This is a genomic window from Streptomyces griseofuscus (genome assembly GCF_014673495.1).
Lineage (GTDB): Bacteria > Actinomycetota > Actinomycetes > Streptomycetales > Streptomycetaceae > Streptomyces > Streptomyces murinus.
This window is the reverse complement of sequence record NZ_CP051006.1, coordinates 2,874,777-2,888,768: the sequence shown is the minus strand read 5'-3', so window position 1 is coordinate 2,888,768 and position 13,992 is coordinate 2,874,777. Positions and strand designations below refer to the sequence as shown.

Here is a 13,992-nt window from a genome sequence, read left to right as displayed (position 1 = left end):
CCCTCAGTCCCACGACCCCCGCGCCCCCGGCAGCCGTGCGATCTCCGCCAGGTCCGCCGGGGACAGCCGCAGTCCGGCCGCCGCCGCGTTCTCCGCGGCCCAGCGCTCCCGCTTCGTGCCCGGCAGCGCGATCACATGGCGGCCCCGCGACAGCACCCAGGCCAGTGCGACCTGCGCCGGGGTGACCTGCGGGCCGTGCCGCCGGGCGACCCGGCGCAGACCGGCCACGATCGGCTGGTTGGCCGCCATCATCTCGGCGGTGAACCGGGGGTGCCGGGCGCGCACATCGTCCGGTTCGAAGCCCTCGCCCGGGGTGAGCGTGCCGGTCAGGAAGCCGTTGCCCAGCGGCATCGCCGCCAGGAAGCCCACCCCTCGCGCCTCGCACCACGGCAGCAGCGTCCGCAGCGCCTCCGGGGACCACACCGACAGCTCCGCCTCGACCGCGGCCACCGGGAACACCTGCTGCACCCGCTGCAACTGGCGCAGTGTGCCGTCGTAGAGGCCGGTGCCCGAGCGGCGGCCGCCGCGGGCGCCCAGCGCGCACAGGCCGAGCGACCGCACCTTCCCGGCCCGCACCAGCTCCGCCATCGCGCCCCAGGTCTCCTCGATCGGCACCTCGGGGTCGGGGCGGTGCAGCTGGTAGAGGTCGATCACATCCGTCTGGAGCCGGCGCAGCGAGGCGTCGCAGGCCCGTCTCACATAGCCGGGGCGGCCGTTGGCCACGATGTGCTGCTCGCCCACCAGCAGCCCCACCTTCGTGGAGACGAACGCGTCCGACCGCCGCTCCCTCAGCACCCGCCCGAGCAGCAGCTCGTTGGTGAACGGGCCGTACATGTCCGCGGTGTCCAGCAGGCTCGACCCCAGGTCCAGTGCCCGGTGCACGCATCTCACCGACTCGTCGCCCCGTTGCCGCGAGGTGCTGTACGCCCAGCTCATCGGCATGCACCCGAGTCCGACGGCCCCCACCGCGAGTGCCCCCGCGCCGATCGTCCTGCGCTCCACCTGCTCCGGAACCTCCCCTAGCCTGACCCCCAACCTAACCTCTGCACCGCGCGTACCTGGCATAGCCTCCTGACCATGAGCGCAGACGTATGGCTTCCGCTTCCGCCCGAGGAGATCGAGGGGCTGCCCGAAGGCCTCCGGTACCTGTTCTGGGACGGGGGCGAGGACGGCGACCAGGAGTTTCCGGGCGACCCGGCGCGCTGTGTGATGTACGTGGTGCCGTACATGCGGCGCTGGCCGGTCAAGGTGCGCCCGCTGGAGCAGTTGAGCAATGTCCGGGTGATCCAGACCCTCACGGCCGGCGTCGACGACATCACGGCGCGGCTTTCGGCCATCGTGCCGGGCGTACGGCTGTGCAATGCGCGGGGGGTGCACGAGGCGAGCACCGCCGAGCTGGCGCTCACCCTGACCCTGGCCGCGCTGCGCGGCATCCCGGACTTCGTACGGGCCCAGCAACAGGAGCGCTGGCAGGGCGCGTTCCGGCCCGCGCTCGCCGACAAGAACGTGCTCATCGTCGGCTACGGCTCGATCGGCGCCGCCATCGAGGACCGGCTCACGCCCTTCGAGCTTGCGCGGGTGGCACGCGTCGCGCGCTCCCGGCGCACCACGGCGCGCGGTCTCGTGCATCCGATCGCCGATGTGCTCTCTCTGCTTCCGGAAGCCGATGTCGTGATTCTGTCCACCCCTCTCACGGACGCCACCCACGGTCTGGTGGACGCGGAGTTCCTCTCCCGGATGAAGGACGGGGCCCTCCTGGTGAACGTCGCCCGGGGGCCGGTCGTGGACACGAACGCGCTGCTCGCGGAGCTGGAGCGGGGCCGGCTCCTGGCCGCCCTGGACGTCACCGACCCCGAGCCGCTGCCGCCCGGCCACCCCCTGTGGAAGGCCCCCGGCGCACTGATCACCCCGCATGTCGGCGGACCCACGTCGGCCTTCCTGCCGCGCGCCCGGCGGCTGCTGGTCGACCAGTTGACCCGGTTCGTGAACCACGAGCCGCTGCGGAACGTGATCCTGACGACGGGGCAGGATCCGAAGGAGCCGGTGGGAACGGCCCCCGAAGATCAGGACGGAACAGATCCGGAGGGCCCGGACACCCCGGGAACGAACGGGCGTTAGGGCCTTTCCGGCACCCTCCGCGACCTCTCGGACGCGGCCCGTGCCCGCATCGCCGCTGGTCGTCACGGAGCGTAGAGAAGCTATGTCCCTGAGTGACGAACCTGGTGTATCGTCCCGACAGGGGCAGCGCCGCCTACATCGGCGCCGGGGATGACATTTCAGATCTTGTGAGGGGGGCGACGGGCGATGCACGGCCTATGGACGAACGATCCGACGCGTTGGAGCCGCCGACGGCGGCCCTGGTGCACGGCCGCGGTCAGACGCGGCCACCACACCGCTCACCACAGCCACCACCCGCGCCGGCCGGCAGGCCCCCGCAGGCACGCACGCCCGGTCCGCCGGGTGCGGCGGGACGCGGGCGCGTCACCCACCGGGAGGCCCCGGTGAGCGCGCCCACGCCGACCACCACCGTCCACGCAGAGGTGCGCGCGCCGCACCCGCACCAGGACCCGCCGGCGCGCGGACGGGTCCGCGTCGGGCGCACCCGCGCCTCCGAACAGCTTGTCCTCGCCCTTGTCTGCGCGGCGTACGCCGTCGGCGCCGCGTTCGACTGGGGCACGGACGAGATCGCGCTGGTCATGGGCGACTTCGGGCTCAGCGCCGCGGCCGGTGTCGCGGCCGTCTCCTGCTTCCTCTACGCCCGCGGCCTCCGGATCCGCTACCGCCCGGCCTGGCTGCTCTTCGGCCTCTCCTCGGCCATGGCGGCCCTGGGCAACGCCGTCTGGGGCTGGTACGAGGTCGTGCTCGGCCGGCCCGTGCCCAGCCCGTCGTACGCCGATCTGTTCTTCCTGTGCTTCGCGCCGCCCGCGATCGTGGGCCTGCTGGTGCTCGCCAGCCGTCCGGTGACCCGGGCCGGCTGGATCTGTCTGGGCCTGGACGCCTGGCTGATCGGCGGTTCGCTGCTCACCCTGTCATGGAGCCTCGCGCTCGCCCAGGCGGCCCGGTTCGACGGGCCGAGCGTGGCGCACACCGCGCTGTCGCTGGCGTATCCGCTGCTGGACATCGCGCTGGTCAGCATGGTGCTCGCGCTGCACTTCCGGCGCGCGCCCGGCAATCGCACCGCCGTGAACACCGCGATCGGCGCGCTCGCCCTGACCGTGATGTGCGACGCGCTGTTCACCTCGCCGCTGCTGCACAGCAGTTACCGCTCCGGGCAGCTGCTGGACGCGGGCTGGTTCGCCGGTTCGCTGCTGCTCGCCTACGCCCCCTGGGCCACACCCCGGCCCGGGACCGCGCCGGCGCCGGACGGGCCCACCCGCGCGGCCTCCGGGCACCTGCCCGCGCCGCGCGCCGCCGGCCATCGGTCACCGTCCGCGCCCGACCCGTCCGCGCCCGGCCCGAGTGCCGAGCACAGCCGGGACCCGGGCTCCGGGCAGGACGCGGGATCCGGGCACGACGTGCACACGGGGGCCGAACGCGACGCGTACGACGGCTCCGAACACGGCGCGTACCCGGACCCGGAACCGAGCCACCTCCAGGCCACCGGGGACAGCGCGTTCCCGGGCGCCGAGCACGGGCCGCTCCCGGCACCCGACCGTACCGACCCGGCTCCGCACGCCGGTGCCGACTCCGCCCGCTACCCGGCCGGCCGCCCGATCACCGGCTCGCTCGCCGCGCTCACCCCGTATCTCGCCGCCGCGGTGTGCACCCTGGGCATCCTGTACAACGTCCTGAACGGCCGCAGGCCCGACCACGTCGTGCTGATCACCGCGGGCTGCGTCGTGCTCGCGCTCGTGATCCGCCAGGGCATCATGCTGCTGGACAACATCGCCCTCACCCAGGAACTGGCCCAGAAGGAGAACCACTTCCGCTCCCTGGTGCAGGGCTCCAGCGACGTCATCATGATCGCCGCGCCCAACGGCATCCTGCGCTACGTCTCCCCGGCCGCCGCCGGGGTCTACGGCCGTCCCGCCGAGGACCTGGTGGGCACCGAGCTGGCCGCCCTGATCCACCCCGAGGACCTGGGCTGCGTGGTGCACGAGGTGCGCCGCTTCCTCGCGGCCAGCCCGCTGACGGAGCCCACCACCCGTATCGAGTGCCGCTTCCGCTCCGGCGGCGGGGGCGGCTGGCTGAATGTCGAGTCCACCGTCAACCGCCACCACGGCGGTCTGATCTTCAACAGCCGGGACGTCACCGAACGCGTGCGCCTCCAGGCGCAGTTGCAGCACAACGCGGAGCACGACCCGCTGACCGACCTGCCCAACCGCGCGCTGTTCACCCGGCGCGTCCAGCAGGCCCTGTCCGGTCGCCGGGCCACCGACCGGGGCGCCGCCCTGCGCGGCACCGCGGTGCTCTTCATCGACCTCGACGGCTTCAAGGCCGTCAACGACACCATCGGGCACCAGGCCGGCGACGAACTCCTCGTCCAGGCCGCCCGAAGACTCCAGGACGCGGTCCGCCAGGGCGACACCGCCTCCCGGCTCGGCGGCGACGAGTTCGCGGCCCTGATCGTCGGGGACGGCACCCATGACCGTGCCGCTCGTGAGCGCAACATCCTGGAGCTCGCGGACCGCCTCAGGATGACCCTCTCCCAGCCCTACGCGATCGACGGCAACGATGTCCGGGTCAACGCCTCCATCGGCGTCGCCTTCGCCGAACCCGGCCTCGGGGCGGGCGAGTTGCTGCGCAATGCCGACCTCGCGATGTACCGCGCGAAATCGGCCGGAAAGGGCCGGGTCGAGCTGTACAAGCCGCAGATGCAGCAGGACGTCGTACGCAAGGCGGAGCTGGCCACCCGGCTGCGCGCCGCGCTGCACGACGGGGAGTTCGCGCTGCTGCATCAGCCCGTGGTGTGCCTGGAGGACGGCCGGATCACGGCGGTCTCGGCGCAGGCCCGCTGGCGGTCCTCGCAGGGGGTGCTGTTCACCCCGGCCGAGTTCCTGCGGGTGGCCGAGGACGGCGACAAGACGGCCGAGCTGGACCGCTGGATCCTCCAGGAGGCCGTGGCGGGGGCCGCCGAGCGGGCCGCGAGCGGGCTCGTCGTGCCGGTGGCGGTGCGGATGAGCGCCCGGCGGCTGCTGGACCGCTCGCTGCCGCCCGGGTCCGTGGAGGCGCTGCTGACCAGATACGGGCTGCCGCCCGGGGCGCTGGTCATCGAGCTGTCCGACACCGATCCGGGGCTCGGTCTCGACGAGCTGGAGCGGCGGCTGACCGCGCTGAGCCGGCTCGGGGTGCGGATCGCGCTGGACGGCTTCGGCAGCGGCCATGCGGCGATCGCCGCGCTGCGGCGGCTGCCCGTGGACATCCTCAAGCTCGACCGCGGCCTCGTCGAGGGCGTGGTGGACTCCGCGCGGCTGCACAAGATCACCAGCGGGCTGCTGCGGATCTCGGGCGATCTCGGGCTCCAGTCCGTCGCCGAGGGCGTGGACCTGCCCGAGCAGGCGGTGGCGCTGCGCGCGATGGGCTGCACCCATGGCATCGGCGCGGCGTTCTCCGGCCCGCTGGACGAGTACCGGCTGCGCCGGGCGCTCGGCGCCGGGTCCTGCCCGGTGCCGCACAGCGGAACGGGAGCGCACGCGACGGCCGGGGCGCACGCCTCGGGCGGAGCCCACGCCGGGACCGGCCCGCGCACATCGAGCGGGCCCCTTGTACCGGCCGAACCGGCGTTCGCGGGCAGAGTGCGGGAAACACAGGGGCGGCTGGGTGCCGCGGGGGTGTACACCGGAGGAGTACCCGCTGTTTTCGGAGGCAGCAGTGCCCTTCGCTCACATTCTGAGACGCCCGTCCCACCCACTTGACACATGGTGCGCCCCGGGGGGAGGGTCAGTGCCATGCGCACCCGAATTCTCGTACTTGGACAGCGCGTCGGCTGAGCTGGGACCCACCGGAATGCGATCCGGAATCCCCAGCGACCCTCACCGGCGCGCTCCCCTCGCTTGCCTCACGGCACGAGGGGTTTTTTGTTGCACGAGTGACTCTCGTCCGACTGACGAACTCCGCCCGAACCTCGCAAAAACCCTCAGCATCGAGAAGAGAAGCCGATGACCGAGCAGGCCACCGGGGCCCATCATCCGCAGCCCCGGCCCCGATCCGGCGGACACTCCGCCCCCGTCGAGCACGTCACGGGCGCGCAGTCCCTCATCCGCTCCCTTGAAGAGGTCGGGGCGGACACGGTATTCGGAATTCCCGGCGGCGCGATCCTGCCGGCGTACGACCCGCTGATGGACTCCGCCCGGGTGCGCCACGTCCTGGTCCGCCATGAGCAGGGCGCGGGCCACGCGGCCGAGGGGTACGCACAGGCCACCGGCAAGGTCGGCGTCTGCATGGCGACGAGCGGACCGGGCGCGACCAACCTGGTCACCCCGATCGCCGACGCCCATATGGACTCGGTGCCGATGGTCGCGATCACCGGCCAGGTGTCCTCGAAGTCGATCGGCACGGACGCCTTCCAGGAGGCGGACATCGTCGGCATCACCATGCCGATCACCAAGCACAACTTCCTGGTGACCAAGGCCGAGGAGATCCCGCGGATCATCGCGCAGGCCTTCCACATCGCCTCCACCGGACGTCCAGGGCCGGTGCTGGTCGACATCGCCAAGGACGCCCTCCAGGCGAAGACCACCTTCTCCTGGCCGCCGGTCATGGACCTGCCCGGCTACCGCCCGGTGACCAAGCCGCACGCCAAGCAGATCCGCGAGGCCGCCAAGCTGATCACCGCCGCCAAGCGGCCGGTCCTCTACGTCGGCGGCGGCGTCCTGAAGGCCAAGGCCACCGCCGAGCTGAGGGTCCTCGCCGAACTCACCCAGGCGCCCGTCACCACCACCCTGATGGCGCTGGGCGCATTCCCCGACAGCCACCCCCTGCATGTGGGAATGCCGGGCATGCACGGTGCGGTCACCGCCGTCACCGCGCTTCAGAAGGCCGACCTGATCGTCGCCCTCGGTGCCCGCTTCGACGACCGCGTCACCGGCAAGCTGGACAGCTTCGCGCCGTACGCCAAGATCGTGCACGCCGACATCGACCCGGCCGAGATCGGCAAGAACCGCGAGGCCGACGTGCCGATCGTGGGCGACGCCCGCGAGGTCATCGCCGATCTGGTCCAGGCCGTGCAGAAGGAGCACAGCGAGGGCAACCAGGGCGACTACAGCGCCTGGTGGCACGACCTCAACCGCTGGCGCGAGACCTACCCGCTCGGCTACGACCGGCCCGAGGACGGCTCGCTGTCCCCGCAGGCCGTCATCGAGCGCGTCGGACAGCTCGCCCCCGAGGGCACCATCTTCGCGGCGGGCGTCGGCCAGCACCAGATGTGGTCCGCGCACTTCATCCAGTACGAGCAGCCCGCCACCTGGCTGAACTCCGGCGGCGCCGGAACCATGGGCTACTCGGTCCCGGCCGCCATGGGCGCCAAGGCCGGCCGGCCCGAGCGCACGGTCTGGGCGATCGACGGCGACGGCTGCTTCCAGATGACCAACCAGGAACTGACCACCTGCGCCCTGAACAACATCCCCATCAAGGTCGCCGTCATCAACAACGGCGCGCTCGGGATGGTCCGCCAGTGGCAGACTCTGTTCTACAACCAGCGCTACTCCAACACCGTCCTGCACAGCGGCCCCGACGACGTCAACCCCGAGGCCCGGGGCACGCGGGTGCCGGACTTCGTGAAGCTGGCCGAGGCGATGGGCTGCGTGGGACTGCGCTGCGAGCGCCCCGAGGACCTGGACAAGGTCATCGAGGAGGCCAATTCCATCAACGACCGTCCGGTGGTCGTGGACTTCATCGTCCACCAGGACGCCATGGTGTGGCCGATGGTCGCCGCCGGCACCTCGAACGACGAGATCATGGCCGCCCGGGACGTCCGCCCCGACTTCGGCGACAGCGAAGACGACTGAGCGAGAGAGACGTAAAAAGACCATGTCCAAGCACACGCTCTCCGTCCTGGTGGAGAACAAGCCGGGCATCCTCGCCCGGATCGCCGCCCTGTTCTCCCGCCGCGGCTTCAACATCGACTCGCTCGCGGTGGGCGTCACCGAGCACCCCGACATCTCCCGGATCACCATCGTGGTCGGTGTCGAGGAACTGCCGCTGGAGCAGGTGACCAAGCAGCTCAACAAGCTGGTCGAGGTCCTGAAGATCGTCGAGCTGGAACCCCATCAGGCCGTTCAGCGCGAACTCGTTCTGGTGAAGGTCCGCGCGGACAACGAGACCCGCTCCCAGATCGTGGAGATCGTCCAGCTGTTCCGCGCCAAGACCGTGGACGTCTCCCCGGAGGCCGTGACCATCGAGGCCACCGGGTCCGGCGAGAAGCTGTCCGCCATGCTCAAGATGCTGGAGCCGTTCGGCATCAAGGAGCTGGTCCAGTCCGGCACCATCGCCATCGGCCGCGGCGCCCGTTCGATCACGGACCGCTCGCTGCGCGCCCTGGACCGATCCGCGTAACACCCGGTACGGACGCGTACGGGCGGCCGGTCGCACCGCTCGCCCGTATGCCGAGACCCCGAAACCACCTCACCGCCCGCCGTCATACGGTGGGACGCACCACCTGCACACATAGGGAGAGAACCCAAAGTGGCCGAGCTGTTCTACGACGCTGACGCCGACCTGTCCATCATCCAGAACCGCAAGGTCGCGGTCATCGGTTACGGCAGCCAGGGTCACGCGCACGCCCTGTCGCTGCGCGACTCCGGCGTGGACGTCCGGGTCGGTCTGCACGAGGGCTCCACGTCCAAGGTCAAGGCCGAGGAGCAGGGCCTGCGCGTGGTCACCCCGGCCGAGGCCGCGGCCGAGGCCGACGTCATCATGATCCTGGTCCCGGACCCGATCCAGGCCCGGGTCTACGAGGAGTCCATCGCCGGGAACCTGAAGGACGGCGACGCGCTGTTCTTCGGCCATGGCTTCAACATCCGCTTCGGCTTCATCAAGCCCCCGGCCGGCGTGGACGTCTGCATGGTGGCCCCCAAGGGCCCGGGCCACCTGGTCCGCCGCCAGTACGAGGAAGGCCGCGGCGTGCCCTGCATCGCCGCCGTCGAGCAGGACGCCTCCGGCAACGCCTTCGCGCTGGCCCTGTCGTACGCCAAGGGCATCGGCGGCACCCGCGCCGGCGTCATCAAGACGACCTTCACCGAGGAGACCGAGACCGACCTCTTCGGCGAGCAGGCCGTGCTGTGCGGTGGCACCGCCGCTCTGGTCAAGGCGGGCTTCGAGACCCTGACCGAGGCCGGCTACCAGCCGGAGATCGCCTACTTCGAGTGCCTGCACGAGCTGAAGCTGATCGTGGACCTCATGTACGAGGGCGGCCTGGAGAAGATGCGCTGGTCCATCTCCGAGACCGCCGAGTGGGGCGACTACGTCACCGGTCCGCGCATCATCACCGACGCCACCAAGGCGGAGATGAAGAAGGTCCTCGCCGAGATCCAGGACGGCACCTTCGCCAAGAACTGGATGGACGAGTACCACGGCGGTCTGAAGAAGTACAACGAGTACAAGAAGCAGGACTCCGAGCACCTGCTGGAGACCACCGGCAAGCAGCTGCGTCAGCTGATGAGCTGGGTGAACGAGGAGGCGTAAGCCTCGCGTCAGGGGGCCGGGGCATGCTGCTCCGGCCCCCATTCGCCACGATCTCCGACAGCACTCCACATTGGAGTTCCCCGTCCGGGTGATCCTTCCGCAGCGGCGCAAAACGAGGAGCGCGGCGCCACTAGACTGCTGCACAACATACGCGTCAGGCCCACAGCGTCGTGCGTCTTCCACGCGGCTAGCACCCCTCCGCCAGCGGCCGTCGGGACGGCCGTCCGCATTGGACTTGTGAGGACCCACGTGAGCTCGAAACCCGTCGTACTCATCGCCGAAGAGCTTTCGCCCGCGACCGTCGACGCCCTTGGCCCGGACTTCGAGATCCGGCACTGCAACGGAGCCGACCGGGCGGAGCTGCTGCCCGCCATCGCCGACGTCGACGCGATCCTGATCCGTTCCGCCACCAAGGTCGACGCCGAGGCCGTCGCCGCGGCCAAGAAGCTCAAGGTCGTCGCCCGCGCGGGCGTCGGCCTGGACAACGTCGACGTGTCCGCCGCCACCAAGGCCGGCGTGATGGTCGTCAACGCCCCGACCTCCAACATCGTGACCGCGGCCGAGCTGGCCTGCGGTCTGCTGCTGTCCACCGCCCGCAACATCCCGCAGGCGAACGCCGCGCTGAAGAACGGCGAGTGGAAGCGCAGCAAGTACACGGGCGTCGAGCTGGCCGAGAAGACCCTCGGCGTCGTCGGCCTCGGCCGTATCGGCGCCCTGGTCGCGCAGCGCATGTCCGCCTTCGGCATGAAGGTCGTCGCCTACGACCCGTATGTACAGCCGGCCCGCGCCGCCCAGATGGGCGTCAAGGTGCTGTCCCTGGACGAGCTCCTCGAAGTCTCCGACTTCATCACCGTCCACCTGCCGAAGACCCCCGAGACCCTCGGCCTCATCGGCGACGAGGCGCTGCGCAAGGTCAAGCCGAGCGTGCGCATCGTCAACGCGGCGCGCGGCGGCATCGTGGACGAGGCGGCGCTGTACGCGGCGCTGAAGGAGGGCCGGGTCGCCGGCGCCGGCCTCGATGTGTACACCAAGGAGCCCTGCACCGACTCCCCGCTGTTCGAGCTGGACCAGGTCGTGTGCACCCCCCACCTGGGCGCCTCCACGGACGAGGCCCAGGAGAAGGCGGGCATCGCGGTCGCCCGGTCGGTGCGTCTCGCCCTCGCCGGTGAACTGGTCCCGGACGCGGTCAACGTCCAGGGCGGTGTCATCGCCGAGGACGTCAAGCCGGGCCTGCCGCTGGCCGAGCGCCTGGGCCGTATCTTCACCGCGCTCGCCGGTGAGGTGGCCGTGCGCCTGGATGTAGAGGTCTACGGCGAGATCACCCAGCACGATGTGAAGGTGCTCGAACTCTCCGCGCTCAAGGGCGTGTTCGAGGACGTCGTCGACGAGACGGTGTCGTATGTGAACGCACCGCTGTTCGCCCAGGAGCGCGGCGTCGAGGTCCGCCTCACCACCAGCTCCGAGGCCACCGAGCACCGCAATGTGGTGACCGTGCGCGGCACGCTCGGCACCGGCGAGGAGGTGTCGGTCTCCGGCACCCTGGCCGGCCCCAAGCATGTCCAGAAGATCGTCGCGGTCGGGGAGTACGACGTCGACCTCGCCCTCGCCGACCACATGCTGGTCCTGCGCTACGAGGACCGTCCCGGTGTCGTCGGCACCGTCGGCCGCATCCTCGGCGAGGCCGGTCTGAACATCGCCGGTATGCAGGTCGCCCGTGCCACGGTGGGCGGCGAGGCGCTGGCCGTCCTCACGGTGGACGACACGGTGACGCCGAACGTGCTGGCCGAGGTCTCCGCCGAGATCGGCGCCGCGTCGGCCCGCTCGGTCAACCTGGTCTGACCCGCTGCACGGAAGGCCGGACGGCCGAGGAACTCCTCGGCCGTCCGGCCTTCCGCCGTCTCCGGGCCGGCCCGGGAGTCAGTCGCCGGAGAACGGCGATGCGTTGTACGCGTCGGCCGGGTTGAACTCCTGCGGACACACCGAGACCACGAAGCGGTCGGGGTCGTCCAACCAGGGGAAGTGGCCCGCGCCGGGCTGGATCACCAGTTCGGCGTCGGGGAAGAGAGCCGCGTACGCGGCGACCGTGGCCGGCGGGGCGCCCGGGTCGACCTCGCCCGCGAGCAGCCGTACCGGCGCGGTGAGACGGGCCAGCGCGGCCCGTGCGGCCGGCGGGTCGTACGCGCCCTCCGCGCCGTACGCGGCCATGACCCCGGGGTTCGACCGCTCGTCCGCCGCGGCCTGATGGGCGCGTGCCGCCTCGTCCCAACGGCCGTACGAGAACGGGGTGATGGCCTCCCATGAGGCCGCCGTCGCACGGCCCTGTGTGATCGCCTCCAGTGCCGCGTACGCCGCCGGGAACCAGGGCTCCGCGGCCCGGGCCCGGACGGTCTCAAGGCGCAGCCCACCGCTGATCGTGAGGCCGACGGCGGCGACGCTCGGGGTGTCCAGGGTCAGCCGCTCGACCCGCTCGGGGTGGCAACTCGCGTACAGCACCGCCAGGTTGGCGCCGGCGCAGTGCGCGAGCAGATCCATCCGGTCCAGACCCAGATGCGCGCGCAGGGCCTCCACGTCGGCCACCATCCGGTCGCAGCGGTACGACGCCGGGTCCCGGGGAGTCGCCGAGCCGCCCGTGCCCCGGAGGTCCGGCATGATCAGCCGCCGGTACCGGGACAGGCCGCCCAGATCGCCGAGGTACGCCGAGTCCGTCGGGCCGCCGGGCAGAGCGACCAGCGGGCTGCCCTCGCCGCGGACGCGGTAGGCGAGTTCGGTGCCGTCGGGCGCGGAGAAGGAGAAGGAAGAAGGGGAAGCCATGGCGAAGAGGCTTACCCCGGCGGGCAGTTGGGGGCAACCGGGATTTCCGCGCCGCGCCCCTACAGCCGGGCCCTCTTCAACGCCATGTGCAGCAGCAGCCGGTCCTCGCCGTCGTCCAGGTCGAGGCCCGTCAGCTGTTCCACGCGGTTGAGGCGGTAGTAGAGGGTCTGGCGGTGGATGCCCAGCTCGGAGGCCGTACGGCCCGCCTGGCCCGCGCAGTCGAGATAGACCTCGGCGGTACGGGCCAGCTCGCGGTGGGCCGGGGAGAGGAGGGGGCCGGCGGCCGGGTCCTGCGCGGACTCCGGGGGGAGCGCGGTCAGCAGGCGGTACGGCCCGATGCCCCGCCACTGCGCGACCGGGCCGAGGCGCCGTTCGGCCAGTGCCGCCTGTGCCGCGGCGCGCGCCTCCTGCCAGACCGCGCCCAGCTCGGCCAGTCCGACGCGGGGGTCCCCGATCCCGGCGGCGGGCCCGCCGAACCCGGCCGTCCCGGGACCGCCGGTGTACCGGGACGCCCCGGCGACTCCCGCGGCGACCGCCGCCGCCACCGCGGCTCCGGCCCCCCTCGGCACGGCCGCGCGCGTCCTCTTGCCCGACGCCCCGCCGGCCCCCTTGTCCGAGCCGCCCCGCGCTCCGGTGCCGGAGCCGCTCGGTGCCGGGCTCCCCTCCGTCGTGGCCGCCTCCGTGCCGCCCCGTACCCCGAGAGCCCCCCAGGCCCCCTCCGCCTCCTCCAGTACCCGGCCCGCCGCCGCCAGCGCCGGTGCGCCCACCGCCGTGGAGCGGAGCCGGACCAGTACCGCGAGGCTCTGGGCCGCCGCTCCCCAGGGGATCGTGCACAGGGCCGCGGCGTGCGGGACGGAACGGGCGGAGGGGGCGTCGTCCGGGTCGGGGGAGGGCCAGGGGGCCACACAGATCAGGGTGTGGGGGCCGTCCGCGCGAGGACCGAGCGCGGTGCGCAGCTCGGCCACCGCCATGTCCCGCTGCCAGCCGCCCTCGGCGGTGAGCACCGCCCGCAGCTCACGGCTCAGCCCGGCCCCCGCCTCCGCCTCGTCCGCGAGCAGCGCGCCGATCCGGCCGGCCACCCGCATCGCGGCATCGAGCTGGGCGTCCGTCGGCCCGGGCTCGTTCTCCAGGAGCCAGACGTAGCCGACCACGACCCCCCGGTGCCGCACGGGCAGGCAGATCCGGCCGCGGTAGACACCCGCCTCGGGGCTCGGCGGGATACGGACCGGGCCGGTGGCGCGGGTGATGCCGAAGCCCTCGAACCAGGTGCGCACGCCCGCCGTGGAGCGCCGGGTCAGGATCGAGCGGGTGCGCACCGGGTCCAGCGCCGAGGCGTCCAGCTCGTCGTCGCTGTCGTACGTGCCGAAGGCGAGCAGCTCGAAGTCGCGGTTCTCCAGGGTCGCGGGCGCGCCCAGCAGCTCCGAGATCTCGTCCACCAGTTCCTGGTAATCACCCTTGTAATCCGCCGCCACCCGGGCATTCTCCCCCATTTTCCGGCCATCTTCATACAGATGTCTGAGATCCCGGGCACGGATGCGTGACAGCTGTCGATGGCCGACG

Annotated in this window: 9 protein-coding genes; 6 read left to right on the top strand and 3 right to left on the bottom strand. The window is 72.0% G+C overall.

What is annotated here, in order from left to right:
• Positions 1–3: 3 nt before the first annotated feature.
• Positions 4–1,002, bottom strand: a complete 999-nt coding sequence (locus tag HEP81_RS12560) for an aldo/keto reductase (RefSeq protein ID WP_037657254.1) — start codon at positions 1,000–1,002, stop codon at positions 4–6.
• A 75-nt stretch (positions 1,003–1,077) separates the two neighbouring features.
• On the opposite strand from HEP81_RS12560, the gene HEP81_RS12555 reads away from it, so the two are divergent.
• The 6 genes from HEP81_RS12555 (at position 1,078) to serA (ending at position 11,460) form a co-directional block, all read left to right on the top strand.
• Positions 1,078–2,118 carry a 2-hydroxyacid dehydrogenase gene (locus tag HEP81_RS12555; protein ID WP_078967435.1) on the top strand — a complete coding sequence of 347 codons (1,041 nt, stop codon included), beginning with the start codon at positions 1,078–1,080 and terminating at the stop codon, positions 2,116–2,118.
• A 383-nt stretch (positions 2,119–2,501) separates the two neighbouring features.
• Positions 2,502–5,855, top strand: a complete 3,354-nt coding sequence (locus HEP81_RS12550) for a putative bifunctional diguanylate cyclase/phosphodiesterase (protein ID WP_037657255.1) — start codon at positions 2,502–2,504, stop codon at positions 5,853–5,855.
• Positions 5,856–6,098: 243 nt separating this feature from the next.
• Positions 6,099–7,946 (top strand): acetolactate synthase large subunit, encoded by a 1,848-nt coding sequence (locus tag HEP81_RS12545; RefSeq protein WP_037657256.1) that lies wholly within the window; start codon positions 6,099–6,101, stop codon positions 7,944–7,946.
• Positions 7,947–7,968: 22 nt separating this feature from the next.
• The gene (gene ilvN, locus HEP81_RS12540) at positions 7,969–8,493 is read left to right on the top strand and encodes an acetolactate synthase small subunit (protein ID WP_037657258.1); all 525 of its coding nucleotides are present in this window, start codon (positions 7,969–7,971) and stop codon (positions 8,491–8,493) included.
• A gap of 129 nt (positions 8,494–8,622) precedes the next feature.
• A complete protein-coding gene (gene ilvC / locus HEP81_RS12535; RefSeq protein WP_037657260.1) occupies positions 8,623–9,621 on the top strand; it encodes a ketol-acid reductoisomerase in 999 nt (332 codons plus the stop codon).
• Between the two features lie 249 nt (positions 9,622–9,870).
• Complete coding sequence (serA, locus tag HEP81_RS12530) at positions 9,871–11,460, top strand: phosphoglycerate dehydrogenase (protein WP_037657262.1); 1,590 nt, start codon at positions 9,871–9,873, stop codon at positions 11,458–11,460.
• A 78-nt stretch (positions 11,461–11,538) separates the two neighbouring features.
• Here the strand turns inward: serA and HEP81_RS12525 are convergent, their stop codons facing one another.
• The gene (locus HEP81_RS12525) at positions 11,539–12,432 is read right to left on the bottom strand and encodes an alpha/beta fold hydrolase (RefSeq protein ID WP_051850255.1); all 894 of its coding nucleotides are present in this window, start codon (positions 12,430–12,432) and stop codon (positions 11,539–11,541) included.
• A gap of 59 nt (positions 12,433–12,491) precedes the next feature.
• Positions 12,492–13,922 (bottom strand): PucR family transcriptional regulator, encoded by a 1,431-nt coding sequence (locus HEP81_RS12520; protein WP_243279402.1) that lies wholly within the window; start codon positions 13,920–13,922, stop codon positions 12,492–12,494.
• Positions 13,923–13,992: the final 70 nt, after the last annotated feature.

Coding starts and splice junctions, on each gene's coding strand:
- HEP81_RS12555 (WP_078967435.1), top strand. CDS start 1,078: ATGAGCGCAGACGTATGGCTTCCGCTTCCGCCCGAGGAGATCGAGGGG.
- HEP81_RS12545 (WP_037657256.1), top strand. CDS start 6,099: ATGACCGAGCAGGCCACCGGGGCCCATCATCCGCAGCCCCGGCCCCGA.
- ilvN (WP_037657258.1), top strand. CDS start 7,969: ATGTCCAAGCACACGCTCTCCGTCCTGGTGGAGAACAAGCCGGGCATC.
- HEP81_RS12525 (WP_051850255.1), bottom strand. CDS start 12,432: ATGGCTTCCCCTTCTTCCTTCTCCTTCTCCGCGCCCGACGGCACCGAA.
- HEP81_RS12520 (WP_243279402.1), bottom strand. CDS start 13,922: ATGGGGGAGAATGCCCGGGTGGCGGCGGATTACAAGGGTGATTACCAG.